Origin of the sequence: Lederbergia sp. NSJ-179 (assembly GCF_022867885.1) — a bacterium.
Lineage (GTDB): Bacteria > Bacillota > Bacilli > Bacillales > Bacillaceae_C > Lederbergia.
Window position 1 is genome coordinate 20,963 of record NZ_JALIFP010000042.1, and the last position, 14,343, is coordinate 35,305.

Below are 14,343 nucleotides of genomic sequence, written 5' to 3' on the forward strand. Positions count from 1 at the left end.
GTGAGGAGGGAATAAATTGTGGAATCAAAAGGGAATTATTGTCTCCTGTCAAGCACATGAAGATGAGCCATTACATGGACCACAGTTTATGGCTCAAATGGCTGTTGCTGCTAAGCAAGGTGGAGCGATTGGGATTCGTGCTAATGGAGTCGCAGATATTGCCACGATTAAAGAGCATGTTGATCTCCCTATTATCGGGATTTTGAAAAAGAATTATCCGGGTTATCTTCCAATGATCACACCTACATTAGAGGATGCACTGGCCGTCTCATATGCAGGAGCACAGATCATTGCGATGGATTGTACGAAAAGCTCTAGGCCAGATGGTCGGAGTTTAAAGGAAATCATTGAAGCATTGCGTGAACAAACGGACTGCAAAGTTATGGCCGATATTTCAACTTTAGAGGAAGGACAATATGCATTTGCGGCTGGGGTTGATTATTTGGGGACGACTTTATGTGGCTATACAGAAGAAACGAAACACGAAGACAAACCAGCTTTTTCGCTTATGAAACAGTTGGTACAACAATTACCGCTTCCAGTTATTGCTGAAGGGGGTATCGCTTGTCCTGAACATGTTGAACGAGCTTTTGAGATTGGTGTGAGTTGGGTTGTCATCGGGTCGGCCATCACACGGCCCCAATCGATTACAAAGCAATTTGTAAGCAAGGTTCAATAAACGCTAAAGGAGATAGTTAGTATGACAGTATACTGTGGAAGTGGAAAGAAAGCGATTACCCCACCCTTGGGGGCATATTTTGCAGGTCGTAAATTCAAAAAGCCTGCAGAAGGGGTGCATGATCCTCTCTATGCTCGAGTGATCGCTATTAAAAATGATCAACAGACTGTAGTCTTTGTTAGCTTGGATATTCTCTATGTTGACAAAGCCTATACAAATCAAGTAAAAGAACAGGTCAATCGTTGTTTTGGTATTCATCAGGAAAATATGTTGATTCATGCTACACATAATCATACGGGTCCAGGTGGAAATTTAGCTGAGTCCTCACCTATTCAGAAGGCATTGCCTTTGTCGAACGGTTGGGTTGGTTACGATGATTCTTTAGTTAAAAATCAACATGATCAAATTATTAAGGCGATTGCCGCTGCATTACAAACAATGGAACCATGCGAATTATATTATGGAAAAAGTCGAGTGGACGGGATTGCCAGCAACCGCAATAACCCTGATCAACCACATAATCCAGAATTGCAAGTGGTTGAATGTAAACATCCGTCAGGACAAAGTACCGTTCTTTATCATTTTGGATGCCATCCGACTATTATTGATGCTGAAAGTCGCCTTATAAGTGCCGACTTCCCAGGAGAAACTTGTCGGCAATTAGAAACAAAAGATACCATCAAGTTTGCCTTATTTTTAAATGGGCCATGTGGAGAAATTAGTACGCGTTTTACACGTAAAGAAGCGACTTTTAAAGAAGTGGAGCGGATGAGTTCATTATTGTCAGATGGTGTTTTGCGCACGTTAAACGATACACGGAAGATAACCGATACGGATGCCATTGGAAAGCAGCAGTCATTGAACGTTACTGTACGGAAATTTGAAGATGAAAAAAGTCTGAATGAGAAGTTAGTAAAATTACAAACGGAATATGAAAAGGAAAAATCTATAAAGGGTCAATCTGCGAAAGTAAGAAAGCTTGAGTCTGAAATTGAAGGTTTTATGTATACGCTGGGAACTGGTCGTCAATTACAAGGAATTTCTGACTTGAAAACGTATATTCAATTAATAAGACTGGGAGAAATGATTTTTATTGCTATACCAGGTGAATTATTTTTTGAAACAGGGAAAGATATCAAAGATCAGTTTAAAGATATACCTCTCTTTATTCTTGGGAATACGAATGACCAGATCGGTTATATAGTCCCGGAAGAGTACTATGAAAATTCAGATTATGAGTCGTTGATGACCTTACTAGAAAAAGGAGAAGCGGAGCATATCCGTGATTCGGCAGTACATTCCCTTTATACAGTGATAGATACAAAGGATTTTAGGAAGTAAAGCACGTCCAAAAAATAAATAGTCAATTTTTGTAAAAATATACTTTAAATGTTTTTTAATTGTTAATATCGACAAAAACAAAAAAACATAACAAAGGATACAGATACTATGATACAAGACTATTTTAACAAATACAAATATATTTTGATTGAGAGCAACCACAAGTTAACGGGTTCAGATAAACGTACCGCACTAGCTAAGACAGCGGAAGCGATTGGAAAAAGAGGTCAATCCATTGTTACGAAGGAGTTTCATGTTAGTAAGGATACCATAAGGAAAGGCAGATTAGAGTTGGAAACTGGGACCCCAATTGGGGATAATTTCCATGCAAGAGGTAGAAAGAAAGTGGAAGAAGAAAAACCCCCTAACCTATCACAGGATATCCAGGATATCGTGGACGGGGAGAGCCAGATAGACCCAAATTTTAAAGCGACCAGACTTTTTACTAGACTAACTGTGAAGGAAGTAAGAAAACAGCTTATTCTGCAAAAAGGTCAGGAAAGTGATGCCATTAAAGAAAATTGAACAAACAGATGCCATCTTTTAGCGAAAATGAGATACTTTCCTTCAATTAACGTATATTTTTTAGAATATAGAAAAGAAAAAGTAGATTTTTAATGTTTATGTTTATGGCAAAACAGTGAGATTAGTATAAATTGACTTATTATTTATTTTAATATGCCTTAAGTCATCTATCGTGGGGTTAGAAATCTGAAACAATGGGATGAGAAACCTTTCTTCTTTTTTTCCTTTTGAACGCATATTAAAAATACAATTTGATGGTTTTCACCCAAAAAAGGTGTTTTGCTCATATACACACTACATGTATACCTCTATTTGCTATGTAAGATACAGCATATAGTGATTTTAGCAATGTAATTTTTAAAAACCTACCTTTTTTGGTACTAACCTTGATATGAAGGCAAAGTTAGTCGGAATAAGAGAATTTTCAATTGGTAGTATCGTACTGTTCATTCAAACGCATAAATGAAATATTTTATATTTCGATCTGAAAATACTATTTCGGGAGGGATAACAATGGAACTATTTTGGACTGCTTTAATCGTTGCGCTTATAGCCGGGATTGCCCAATGGGATGTGTTCGGTTGGGGTGATACGATGATTCAACGTCCACTCGTAGTAGGTATGCTAATGGGGTTAGCATTGGGTGATTTGAAAACTGGACTCATGGTGGGAGGAACCATTGAGTTTATGTATCTGGGGGTGGTAGCAATCGGAGCCGCTGTACCACCAGATGCGACTATGGCTACGTCAATTGCAGCATCGCTTTCAATCCTTTCAGGAATCGGAGCGGAAGCTGGGGCTGCACTAGCTGTTCCTGTTGCAATAGCGTCGCAATCGTTGCAAATGCTGATTTGGACTGGAAATATTGGATTATTACACCGAGCAGATAAGTATGCTGAACAAGCGAATATTGCTGGTATTGAACGCCTACAGTATACCGGATCCTTTCTATTCTTTTTACAAGGTTTTATTCCAGCGTTCCTAGCCATTTTACTTGGAGTCAATGCGGTGAAAGCTGCGGTGGAAGCTGTTCCTCAATGGGTTATGGATAGTTTCACTTTAGCGGGTGGCATTTTACCTGCACTCGGTTTTGCGATGTTATTTACGATGATGAGCAGTAAGAAATTACTTCCATATTTTATTATCGGTTTTGCTTTAGCTGCTTATTTGGAGATGGAATTACTTGGAGTAGCAATTATCGGTGTAGGACTGATGCTGCTGCATGTCAATCGGATGAATGAAAAAGCCGCTACTAATTAAAAAAAGAGGAAGGGAGGCAAAAAGATGGCTGAAGAACGAAAAAACACTCAAACGGATATACCAGAAATTACGAAAAAAGATATGCGCAAAGTTTTTTGGCGCTCGCTTTTTATAAAATCAACGATCAATTATGAAAGATTCCAAGCGCAAGGCTATGCATTTGCTATGATTCCGGTGATTAAAAAATTGTATAAAACAACTGAAGATCGTGCGGCTGCATTAAAGCGCCATCTAGAAATGTTTAATTCGCATCCATGGATGGCGAATCCTGTGCTTGGTGTGACGATCGTTATGGAAGAGCAGAATGCCAAAGGAAATAAAATGGAACAAGCGATCAATAATATTAAGGTTGGATTAATGGGGCCGTTGGCCGGTATTGGTGATTCCTTATTTTGGGGGACGATTCGCCCTATTCTTGCAAGTGTTGGAGCGACAATGGCTGTACAAGGTAGTATCGTTGGGCCGATTTTATTTTTAGTACTGTGGAATATTTTGAATTTTGGCTTTCGTTATGGATCTTTAGTATACGGGCGTAAAACAGGTATTAGTTTTTTGAAACAAATGAAGGAAAGTAATATTGTGCAAAAGATTCAAGAAGGTGCTTCTGTACTTGGATTACTTGTACTAGGAGTGTTGGTGGCTAGCTGGGTGAATATTTCTACACCACTGAAATACAAGATTGGTGAGGAAGAAACTGCTGTACAAGATGTTCTTGATTCAATTCTTCCTAGCATGTTGCCGTTAATTGCCACATTAATTGTTATATTCTGTATTAAGCGAGGCGTTTCTTTAAACAAAATTTTACTTGGGATCTTTGCATTAGCTTTCTTGTTTGGAGGTACAGGCATTCTTGCAGGTGAGTAGGTAGAGGCTTTTTTGCTTTCGTATATTGTATAAAGTTGGACTACTAGATGGGAGGGAATACTCGATGAAGACAGCAGTTATACTTGCTGCCGGTGAAGGGAAGAAGATTTGGCCCTTCAATGCTTGTCATCCAAAAGCGGGCTTACCTATAGGTGGGGTTCCGAATATTATCCGCTTAGTGAAACAACTGCAGCGGCTCGATTTTCAACAGATTACTGTCGTCACCCATTATTTGGAAAGGGAGATCCTCTCTTTCGTTGCGGGAGAAAACAATGTACACATCCTTCCGGTTGCTGCTTTGCGTGGAACAGCTGATGCTCTAGAACACGCAATGAAACAGATAAAGAGTGAAGAGGTGTTAGTCATTTACGGAGATATTGTGGTAACGGATGATCTTTTAAAACGTGTGATTCAGCGGTTTCATACTGTGGCTGACGATGGCGTATTGCTGGGGAATTCACTCCAACATGAACGAGCACAAGATTGGTTTTGTGCGAAGACCACAGAGGACGGGCAAATTGTAAATATATATGGCCATCCACGTCCACATTATGTTGATCACCGTTTAATGGGGATCTATGCATTGCGAACAAATAATTTACAAGCGGCATTAGCGAAGACACCGAATATGATGAAGAATGTCAACGTTGGTGCCATGCCTCATATGGAGGCAGAGTTTGAGCAAACATTGCAATCTTTAGTCGAACAAGGAAAAAAATTCACATGCATTTCAGCAGAAAATCAAGCGGTGGATTTGGATAAACCATGGCATATTATCGAAGCGGCTAAGCTAGTAACCGAAACCGAAGTGGGTACGTTAACGGAGAACAAGATTTCGTTAACAGCTTCGATTCACCCAACTGCAGAATTGTCTGGAAATGTTATTTTAGGTGAAAATGTGAAAATAGGTAAACAGGTTGTGCTGGAAGGGAATGCTATCATTGGTGACCGTACGGTTATAGACAATGGTGCCATCATAGGTGCCAATACGATTATCGGCCATGATGCGATCCTGACAGATCATTGTAAAATCGGTGCTCACAGTGTGATTGGTCACCATAATCGTTTTGGACATTGTGCTGAATTCGAGGGGGTTACCTTCGAACATGTTAGCGCTGTTCATTACGGTGAAGTGTACGGGGTTGTCGGTGCTTATACTGATATTGCTGCAGGTGTCACGGTGGGTACCTTACGCTTTGATGATTTAAATCAACCACACAAAATAAATGGTCGTAGAGAAGAGCCAAGTCAATATGGGACAGCTGCTTTTATCGGTGATCATACGCGCACAGGGATCAATACCTTGTTGATGCCAGGTATTAAAATTGGCGTGAATTGTGCGATTGGTCCAGGTGTGATCGTGAATAAAGATGTTCCCTCTGGAACGTTCTTATATCTCGAGCAACAAACGGTCGAGAAAGAATGGGGACCTGAACGATACGGGTGGTAAAGGTTTGAAGTAGGGGCAAACAGACAGTCTTTGACAAAACAACAATAGTTAGATCCAGGTTTATACAAATGTGAATCACGAATGGAGGTTTTTTAGGTGTCGGCAAAAGCTGAATACAAACAATATATCGAAAATGTATTAGATGATACGCTTGAAAAGCAAATGGGTGCAATGACCAAAGCGTCTCATTTAGTGAAAGAGGCGATAAAAAATGAGGGACGGTTTTATGTGTTTGGAACGGGACATTCTCACATGATTGCTGAGGAAATTTATAACCGAGCAGGTGGATTGGCTCTTGTCTCAGCTATACTTGAACCTAGTCTGATGTTGCATGAACAGCCGAATAAAAGTACGTATTTAGAGCGGTTAGATGGTTACGGAGAAGTGCTGTTAAAAATAAATAATGTAAGCAAACAAGATGTACTAATGATTATCTCGAATTCAGGACGAAATCCGGTTCCAGTGGAAATGGCTTTGAAAGCGAAAGAGATGGGATGTAATGTGATTGCGATGACGAGTTTAACACATTCGTCACAAGTAAGCTCCCGCCATACGAGTGGCAAGCGATTGTTTGAAATAGCGGATGTTGTTTTAGACAATGGATCTGCATTTGGTGATGCTGCTTTTACGTTAGAAGGTTTAGAAAATCCAATCGGACCGACATCCACTCTTGTCGGCGTTGCAATGGCTCATATGTTGATTATTGGAACAGTGGAAGGGTTGATTCAGGACGGCCATGAGCCACCTGTTTTTCGTAGTAGCAATGTGGATGGAGCAGACGAATACAATAACAAGCTGTTTGAGAGATATGTGAAATGAGCGATCATTTCCTATCGTACCCTTTAAAATTTCAACCGTTGCCTAAAACACGTATTTGGGGTGGACAACGGTTGAAGGAACTTTTTCAATTGAAAACAGAGGGAGCCATTGGCGAGGTATGGACATTATCCGGTCATAAAAGTAGTGTTAGTGTTTGTCTGAACGGAGATTTAGCTGGGAAAAAAATAACAGAAATTATCCAAGAATATCCGTCGCTTTACTTAGGTCATACGGAAAAAGATTGTTTTCCAATCTTGATCTCTTTTCTGTACGCAGAGCAAAATCTTTCCGTGCAAGTACATCCCGATGATACGTATGCATTGAAATACGATGGCGATTACGGAAAGACAGAATCATGGTATATTCTAGAGGCTGAATCAGGAACACGTATAAATTATGGACATACCTTTCCCAATCGCCATGTGTATGAGCAAGCAATTACTGATGGACGTGTTGAAGAGTATTTACAGTATATAGATGTACAAGAAGATGATTTTATTCTGATCCCACCTGGAACTGTTCATACGGTAACGCCGGGGATTTTATTAATTGAAATTCAACAAACATCGGATGTAACGTATCGTGTATATGATTGGGGCAGGGGGGATGCAGTGGGAGATGGCCGGGAACTCCATGTAGACAGAGCGGCAGACGTTCTCATATATCATTCACAAACCGTTCCTTGTACTCGTAAACGGATTAAACAGCTTCCGAATGAAACGTACGAACAACTGATTCATGATCCGGATTGTTTTAGTATTGATAAATGGGATTTTTCTAAGACGTTAACACTGTCTATGGGGAAAAAAGGTCAGCCAGACGTTTTGATCTGTGCTCGAGGGGAAGGAACATTGCATTATAAAGATCAGGGCAAACTTTCCATCCAAGCCGGGGATACGATTTTGGTTCCTGCTGATTTTTCTACGTATATGATTCAATCAAGAAAAACTATGACTTTGCTTAGGGTTTTCTATGAAAAATAGGACGATGAGGAGGATATAGATGCTAATAGTTAAACACGAAACTTACAATGATATGAGCCGGGCTGTAGCAAATATGATCGCTAGGGAAATTCGAAATAATCCTCATACGGTGCTCTGCCTTGCCACTGGCAGTACACCGATTGGTATTTATCAAGAACTTGTACGTCTCCATCGGGAAGAAGATTTAGATTTTTCGCAGGTTACAACATTTAATTTAGATGAATATTACGGTTTGGATAAAAATGATCCACAAAGCTATTCATATTTTATGCGGGAACATCTTTTTGCTCATGTTAATGTTTCTGAACAAAATATTCATCACATACGTGTTCCTAGCAATAACTTGGAAGATGTTGCTCGCTATTGTCAAGAATATGAATTGAAAATCAAACAAGCTGGTGGATTCGATATTCTTATAGATGGAATCGGCCTCAATGGCCATATTGGATTTAATGAACCAGCAGATGAGCTACAATCGTATACTCATCTTGTTGATTTGACACAGTCTACGATTGAAGCGAATTCGCGTTTCTTTTCTAGTATGGATGAAGTTCCTCGACACGCATTAACGATGGGGATGGCGACAATTCTTGGAGCGAAAAAAATCCTATTAGTTGCTTCTGGTAAGCATAAAGCAGAAATTGTCAATACGATTATGGATGCTACTATCACAACCCAAATTCCAGCAACCTTACTTCATTTGCATCACGACACTGAAATGCATGTGGACAGTAAGGCGGCGCAATTAGTGGATCAAAAACGTTCTGCGGAGAGGTCATGAAGATGATGACGGCTCTTATTCTTGCGGGACATGATCAATTTCCAGAAGGTTTAAAACATACAGGAGAATTTATAAGCGGTTCAGAAGCGGGTGTAGAAATTTGTCCATTACATTCTGAGGAAAGCACTGATACGTATAAAGAGAAGCTATTATCAACAATTAATCAAATGGATGAAGACGCTCCTGTTATTGTTCTTTGTGATTTGATAGGTGGCACGCCATTCAAAGCAGCATTAGAAATAGCGAGAAGTACAAAAAAACAAGTGAGGATTATCGCTGGTATCAATTTGCCAGGTTTACTTACTGGTATCATGTTGAAAGACTCATTGAGCGTGGATGAATTGGTGAAAGAAATTATAAAAGAAACACAAGACAGTGTTAAAGCTTTTTGAAGCATAAGTATCATGAAAATTTTTATCCCGATTTAACAACAGCTTATCAAATGAAGTCCTCTTCCTCAGGGAGCGATAGCGAGCAGGGAGGGGATGAATTTTGGTTGGTGTAAACCGACAAGTTTTTAGGTACTTAACTTTCGCAGCACAAACTAGGCAGGTAATCCTTGATGTATCTAGGTAGATCCGCAACCTATTGACCTAATTGACTTTTTATATACACGATGTGAATTTACGATTAGTTTTTTCATGACATCCTGAATTAATTCAACTAGCTGCTGTAAAGCGATTGCCCAATCTAATTCGCTGACTTCATCACAGAGTTCATAGAATAATCCACATACAGTTCTGTCGTCTGTACTGCATCGATGTTGCCAAGCTAGAATGATATAACGTGCAAAAACTATAGTAGTATGACTGATCATGGGATCAAAAAACCTCCCTTGTACTTCTTTTTGAAGGCGCAAAAGACTCTTTGTACACTTGAAAAGGACTCTAATATCCCTTATCCAAACCTTTTTCATTAAAATCCTAGTAAAAAAATTTATACACTTCATGGGGTTCTAAAATTAGATTTAACGTACAGTCTTATGAAGATCAGGCAGAATATACGTAATTTAGTGTTTGGGTGTATTGATTAACCCTAGTAAATAATCAGCGGAAACTTTATAGAAATTGGCTATTTTTATGATTGACTCCAATGATGGTTCGTTTCGGCCTTGTTCGTAATAACCATAGGCAGTCGTTGTCACATTAAGGAGTTTTGCTAAATCTACCTGTTTATAGCCATTTTCTACGCGAAGATCCCTTAAGCGTTCGCCTAATACGTCCATAGCTAGTCCCCTTCTCGATTTCTTTTACAAAATTATACAATCAGAAGTTTCATGAACCTCAGTCAGATATAGGTTAATAATGAAGAATTTGATCGTGTAAGTAATGAAATCAGTGAATATATGAGAGAGAAATAATAAATAGCTTTGGTTTGCTGGTATTACGTATCGAGTATAACATCTCGTTTTGCGGTATCCAGAGAGTTGCTAGATCAAAGATGCAAAGTTATATAATAGTTTATCCGTATTAGAAATTTGCATATAAAGAAGAACGTTTGTTTTTAAATCGGATAGCCATTTACATAAAAATATGGTAATATCAAACTAGCAACCGAATATTGTGAGGGTGGTTGGTTGTCACTCTTCTTTCCATCTATGGATAAGGAGGTGACATCGCCATGGAAACATTTCTCGAATTTCTACGAGAGGTTCTGAAGGGGATTGTGCGAGCAGTAAGCGCACACATCTTCAAAAGAACGGTTCTAGAAAAAGAGAAAACCACCCTAAGCCGTCGCAAGCAAAAGGGTGGTTCTCAAAAGAAGATTTAGTTTTTTTGCAACCACCACCCTGACGGTAGAGGTTGCGGGAGAAGTGTTAGTAGCACTTCTCTTTTTATTATATTCTCATTATGACATAAATAAACTAAAAAATAAAGGAAATGTAGTGGCGTTATTTTTTAGTTTGTTTAACTCGTTACTGTTCATCCTAACAGAAAATAGGCAAGTCAAATAGCCCCCAGTATTCAGAACTATTTTTCTGAAATCTGGGGTTTTTTACGTTTACGACTTAGTGTTAAGTGCCAGGTTCTGACGCAATTCGGAAGATTCCAATTCCTAATTAAACTTGCCAGAACCTGGTACCTGTATTCCAGATACTAATTGCATGAATAATTATGTTTAAATCACTGGCTCTTTGCAATGGCTGCTATATGGTTGTCCCAAAGCTCTCCTTGTTTTCCAAAAAGAATAGCACTTGCCCGTCCATTCATGGCTCCTCCTTTGTTCAATCTTTTTTGTATTTTTCTTCGTTTTTTATAATTTCTAAATCCCGTTTGAAAAAGTGTAACAGGTCCATCGCATATGGAACAGGCAGCTTTGTTGCTACTCCAGAAAAAACAAAAAGTGCCTACTTCCCGTTTTGGGGAGAGGCACTTAAAAGGTGATGTAATCCTCACCTAGCTTCTGTATTTTTTAAAAGAAACTTATTCTTTATTCAAAACTTGATCTAACCAGGTGAATATACGGTGGTTAGCTAATTTTAATGCTCCAAAATGGCAATGTTCTTCAGCAGAATCTTCAGCAGTAAACTTCATATACGTTTTGGAACTTCTTAAGGATTTGTACAATTGTTCGGGTTGTCCTGCAAAGGCATGATCATGTTCAGCTTCGCAAACGAGTACCGGACACTTGATTTTCCCAGCAACGCCTTCTAAGGTAAAAGGTTCCGTTTTGTGCACCAGCTCTTCCAGATTAGTTGCTGAAAAAGTGAACTGTCCATTTTCAATTCCCCATCGAATGCTTGTATTTTGTGCCATAATCGACGCAATAAAGTTCTCCATCTCTGGTGAATTTAAATTGAGTTCTCCACTTTCTTCTCCGCCTAATGCCGCAGCTATTTTTCCCACTTGGAAGGAGAATAGGCCGTCATTTGCTATGCATGCAGCAAGCCTGTGTTCATAAGCAGCCGCGCGCGGAGCCAAATACCCACCTAAACTGATACCCATTAATGCAATTTTGTCAGAGATAACCTCTGGACGCTCGGTCAGGTAATCGACCACTGGTGTTACAGCAGCCTCCCAGTCATGTCTGAATGGAATTCGTTGCTCGCGTATAACAGCTCCTTGTCCTGGTCCCTCGAATACCAAACAATGATACCCTTTTTCTAAAGCTGAGATAACAACTTGGAAATAAAGCTCTTCTGCGGTGGAATCATATCCACCGTGAACAATCAGGACCGGAGCGGGCTGATTTCCTGCTAAATACAAGTAACCAGGTAATTCCGTATCTTCATAAGGGATAGTCACAATCTCCCAATGATGATCAAGTAAAGTGAGTGCCTGTCTGAATGTGCTTCGGCTTAGTCCCCACGTTTCCAGAATACGTTTGTCCTCTGGATTGCCATGGAGAAAAAATTCAGCTGTACGGTAGTAATTCGATGCACGTAAGTAAAAGTCTCTCGCACTGCTCATATTGCCATGCTTGCTGCTTTCGTCAGCTTCCCGATGAACCCTGATTGCAGTCTTTAGCCATTCTTCATACCAACTTTTAAAATTTCCTTCTTCAATTCGATAGGCAGTAGATAGGCATTCACCTATGTCCGCCCCTCCAAAAGCAGCGTAACCCATTGTCCGAAGCAATTCGAATGAAAATGTCTGATCTTCAAAAATAAGTTTCACAATAATACACACTCCTCATATTATGTTAATATTAACCTAAGTAAATGTTATCCCATGCGATTTTATATGTCAACTATTATTTTATGTTATAATTAACCTATCTAAATGAAATTATATAAACCAAAAGCCTGAAAGAGGGGAACTTAATGAATAATATCCAATACACCTTATTAGGATTATTAGCACGAGAACCGTTAAGCGGATATGAAATGAAGCAGCAAATCAACAGCAGAATTATCTATTTTTATAAAATAAACAATAATCAACTTTATCCATCTCTATCGAAATTGGAAAAATCCGGATTTATTGAATTGCAAGCCATTGAACAAGAGTCTTATCGTCCGCCTCGAAAAATTTACAGAATTACGGCTAGTGGCATTGACGCTTTAAAGTCGTGGGTGCAAGAGCTTCCTGAAGTTGAGGATTCGAAGACCTTTCTGTTAAAGCTGTACAGTTCATGGTTATTAAAACCAGATGAATTGTTTAGCCTGATAAAGAAGAATAAAGAACAACATGAACGTACGCTTGGTGATTATAAAAAGAGAATTTCTTCCTTCGAAGAACAGAACCCTGACATCAATCATCCCTTGTTCTCCACCATTTCTGTTATTAAAATGGGGATAAACTTCGAGGAGGCAAGTATTCTTTGGTGTGATAGGATGCTTCAGTTGTTAAAACAACATACCAATAGGTAGACACCTAGAATAAAGGTAAATGCTTATTGTTCCAAGCTGCATGATTGGGGTTCTACCTGCGGCGGTGAACATAAGTGATCATTTAAGACGAGAACTATACAAATACTATTTCTAAAAGGTTGCTGTATACAGGGGGAAATTTTTAGTATTAGAAAAATAATGTGGAAATAGGGTTAAAAGGAACCCTGGGAGTGTAATATTAACTGGGTAAGTAAGAAGGTACCTACCCCCGAAAGTTAGAGTAGAACATCTAATTTTCGGAGGTTGTTTTTATGGCTAAATATAGTGAGGAATTTAAAATAAAGCTTGTCACCGAGTGTTTATATGGCAACCTAGGATATAAATCATTGGCAAAAAAATATAATATGGGTAGCGAAACATCAATAATTGAATGGGTGAAAGTCTATAAGTCTCAGGGAATGGATGGGTTAAAAAGAAGACAAACTAGGCTCTATTCCTCCTACCAATATTATTACCACAACTGGAAAAGTCCTCACCCATTCCTACACTTAAACTTGCTCCCCTCGCTGCTTCCACCCAGCTTGGAAAAGACACCATAGGAATATGCGAGGTATTGTAGGAGTAACAAATGATGTCACATTACTGAACAATTCAGAATTGTTTTAGCTTAGGAATTACGATATTGTTTACGATATATTTTTGGGGTTACGCCGGTGTTCTTTTTAAATTGCTTACTGAAATAAGCAGGATCATGAAAGCCAACTTCATAAGCAATTTCTTGAATAGGTGAACTAGTGCTTTTTAATAATGATTTTGCTTCTTCCATCCGCAAATGTGTGTGTAGTTGGGAAGGAGTGGTAGAGTATGCATCTTTAATCAATTCAATAATGTATGCTTTATGGTAAGAAAACTCCTGTGATAACTCTGTGAGCGAAAATGGTTGCTTGGTATGAGCAGCGATATATACATAAATTTGTGATGCTAAACTTTTTTTGGTGCATTGATAATTTTTATGCTGCAAAGTAGATAGGATGTTCAAAAAAAGCTGCTGCGCTTCTAATTCATCAATTTTAGCGGGGAAAAATTGCTTTTTCCTGAATTTGTGATTAATTTCTACTTCGACCAAGCTATCCATAATTTGTAACAATTGATCTAAGGAATTTTCATCTAAGTGACCATAATTGCTTAAGTAAATGGAGAAGTTATCTTTTTTATACCATTTTTTTTGGCTCATCATTTTTCTTTGCTGTAACTCCTGATTAAGCCCCACGCTATGCGTGGGAGAACAGAAACGGAAGTACCTTTACGTATGATAAAAAAAGTCCTCCTCTGCTATAATGACAAAGGTTTCGCAAGCCAATGTCGGGC

At 39.0% G+C, this 14,343-nt stretch carries 16 protein-coding genes and 2 pseudogenes; 13 read left to right on the top strand and 5 right to left on the bottom strand.

Features of this window, described 5'->3' with window-relative positions:
- The first annotated feature begins 16 nt into the window (after positions 1-16).
- The 10 genes from MUB24_RS19945 (at position 17) to MUB24_RS19990 (ending at position 9,094) form a co-directional block, all read left to right on the top strand.
- Positions 17-679 carry an N-acetylmannosamine-6-phosphate 2-epimerase gene (locus tag MUB24_RS19945; protein ID WP_244707246.1) on the top strand — a complete coding sequence of 221 codons (663 nt, stop codon included), beginning with the start codon at positions 17-19 and terminating at the stop codon, positions 677-679.
- A 21-nt stretch (positions 680-700) separates the two neighbouring features.
- Entirely contained in the window at positions 701-2,020 is a 1,320-nt protein-coding gene (locus tag MUB24_RS19950; RefSeq protein ID WP_244707248.1) for a neutral/alkaline non-lysosomal ceramidase N-terminal domain-containing protein, read from the top strand.
- Between the two features lie 108 nt (positions 2,021-2,128).
- Positions 2,129-2,545, top strand: coding sequence for a hypothetical protein (locus tag MUB24_RS19955; RefSeq protein WP_244707250.1), 417 nt, complete (start codon positions 2,129-2,131; stop codon positions 2,543-2,545).
- Between the two features lie 513 nt (positions 2,546-3,058).
- On the top strand, positions 3,059-3,805 hold the full coding sequence (locus tag MUB24_RS19960; protein ID WP_244707252.1) for a PTS mannose/fructose/sorbose/N-acetylgalactosamine transporter subunit IIC: 747 nt from the start codon (positions 3,059-3,061) through the stop codon (positions 3,803-3,805).
- 24 nt (positions 3,806-3,829) lie between these two features.
- The gene (locus MUB24_RS19965) at positions 3,830-4,669 is read left to right on the top strand and encodes a PTS system mannose/fructose/sorbose family transporter subunit IID (protein ID WP_244707254.1); all 840 of its coding nucleotides are present in this window, start codon (positions 3,830-3,832) and stop codon (positions 4,667-4,669) included.
- Between the two features lie 64 nt (positions 4,670-4,733).
- On the top strand, positions 4,734-6,119 hold the full coding sequence (locus tag MUB24_RS19970) for an NTP transferase domain-containing protein (protein ID WP_244707256.1): 1,386 nt from the start codon (positions 4,734-4,736) through the stop codon (positions 6,117-6,119).
- Positions 6,120-6,215: 96 nt separating this feature from the next.
- Positions 6,216-6,938, top strand: coding sequence for an SIS domain-containing protein (locus MUB24_RS19975; protein WP_244707257.1), 723 nt, complete (start codon positions 6,216-6,218; stop codon positions 6,936-6,938).
- On the top strand, positions 6,935-7,921 hold the full coding sequence (locus tag MUB24_RS19980) for a type I phosphomannose isomerase catalytic subunit (RefSeq protein WP_280517085.1): 987 nt from the start codon (positions 6,935-6,937) through the stop codon (positions 7,919-7,921). The genes MUB24_RS19975 and MUB24_RS19980 overlap by 4 nt, the downstream gene beginning before the upstream one ends.
- Positions 7,922-7,940: 19 nt before the next feature.
- Positions 7,941-8,702, top strand: a complete 762-nt coding sequence (gene nagB / locus MUB24_RS19985) for a glucosamine-6-phosphate deaminase (RefSeq protein ID WP_244707262.1) — start codon at positions 7,941-7,943, stop codon at positions 8,700-8,702.
- Positions 8,703-8,704: 2 nt separating this feature from the next.
- Positions 8,705-9,094: a PTS sugar transporter subunit IIA gene (locus tag MUB24_RS19990; RefSeq protein ID WP_244707264.1), complete on the top strand. Its 390-nt coding sequence runs from the start codon at positions 8,705-8,707 to the stop codon at positions 9,092-9,094.
- A 133-nt stretch (positions 9,095-9,227) separates the two neighbouring features.
- On the opposite strand, the pseudogene MUB24_RS23845 reads toward MUB24_RS19990, so the two are convergent.
- Both MUB24_RS23845 and MUB24_RS20000 read right to left on the bottom strand, forming a co-directional pair.
- Positions 9,228-9,597 (bottom strand): annotated as a pseudogene (locus MUB24_RS23845) (IS4 family transposase); the annotation flags it as partial.
- A gap of 114 nt (positions 9,598-9,711) precedes the next feature.
- Complete coding sequence (locus tag MUB24_RS20000) at positions 9,712-9,927, bottom strand: helix-turn-helix domain-containing protein (protein ID WP_244707266.1); 216 nt, start codon at positions 9,925-9,927, stop codon at positions 9,712-9,714.
- Between the two features lie 395 nt (positions 9,928-10,322).
- Here MUB24_RS20000 and MUB24_RS20005 point away from each other — a divergent pair, with 395 nt between their 5' ends.
- Positions 10,323-10,472: a hypothetical protein gene (locus tag MUB24_RS20005; protein WP_244707268.1), complete on the top strand. Its 150-nt coding sequence runs from the start codon at positions 10,323-10,325 to the stop codon at positions 10,470-10,472.
- Positions 10,473-10,785: 313 nt separating this feature from the next.
- Here the strand turns inward: MUB24_RS20005 and MUB24_RS23745 are convergent.
- A pseudogene (locus MUB24_RS23745) lies at positions 10,786-10,951 on the bottom strand (Tn3 family transposase); the annotation flags it as partial.
- Positions 10,952-11,125: 174 nt separating this feature from the next.
- The gene (locus MUB24_RS20010; protein WP_244707270.1) at positions 11,126-12,319 is read right to left on the bottom strand and encodes an alpha/beta hydrolase family protein; all 1,194 of its coding nucleotides are present in this window, start codon (positions 12,317-12,319) and stop codon (positions 11,126-11,128) included.
- A gap of 146 nt (positions 12,320-12,465) precedes the next feature.
- Between MUB24_RS20010 and MUB24_RS20015 the strand changes: the two genes are divergently transcribed.
- Together MUB24_RS20015 and MUB24_RS23850 are read left to right on the top strand one after the other, a co-directional pair.
- Positions 12,466-13,014, top strand: coding sequence for a PadR family transcriptional regulator (locus MUB24_RS20015; RefSeq protein WP_244707272.1), 549 nt, complete (start codon positions 12,466-12,468; stop codon positions 13,012-13,014).
- A 272-nt stretch (positions 13,015-13,286) separates the two neighbouring features.
- Positions 13,287-13,574 (top strand): helix-turn-helix domain-containing protein, encoded by a 288-nt coding sequence (locus tag MUB24_RS23850; RefSeq protein WP_483869171.1) that lies wholly within the window; start codon positions 13,287-13,289, stop codon positions 13,572-13,574.
- Between the two features lie 68 nt (positions 13,575-13,642).
- Here the strand turns inward: MUB24_RS23850 and MUB24_RS20020 are convergent, their stop codons facing one another.
- Positions 13,643-14,212, bottom strand: coding sequence for a helix-turn-helix domain-containing protein (locus MUB24_RS20020; RefSeq protein WP_244707274.1), 570 nt, complete (start codon positions 14,210-14,212; stop codon positions 13,643-13,645).
- Between the last annotated feature and the right edge of the window lie 131 nt (positions 14,213-14,343).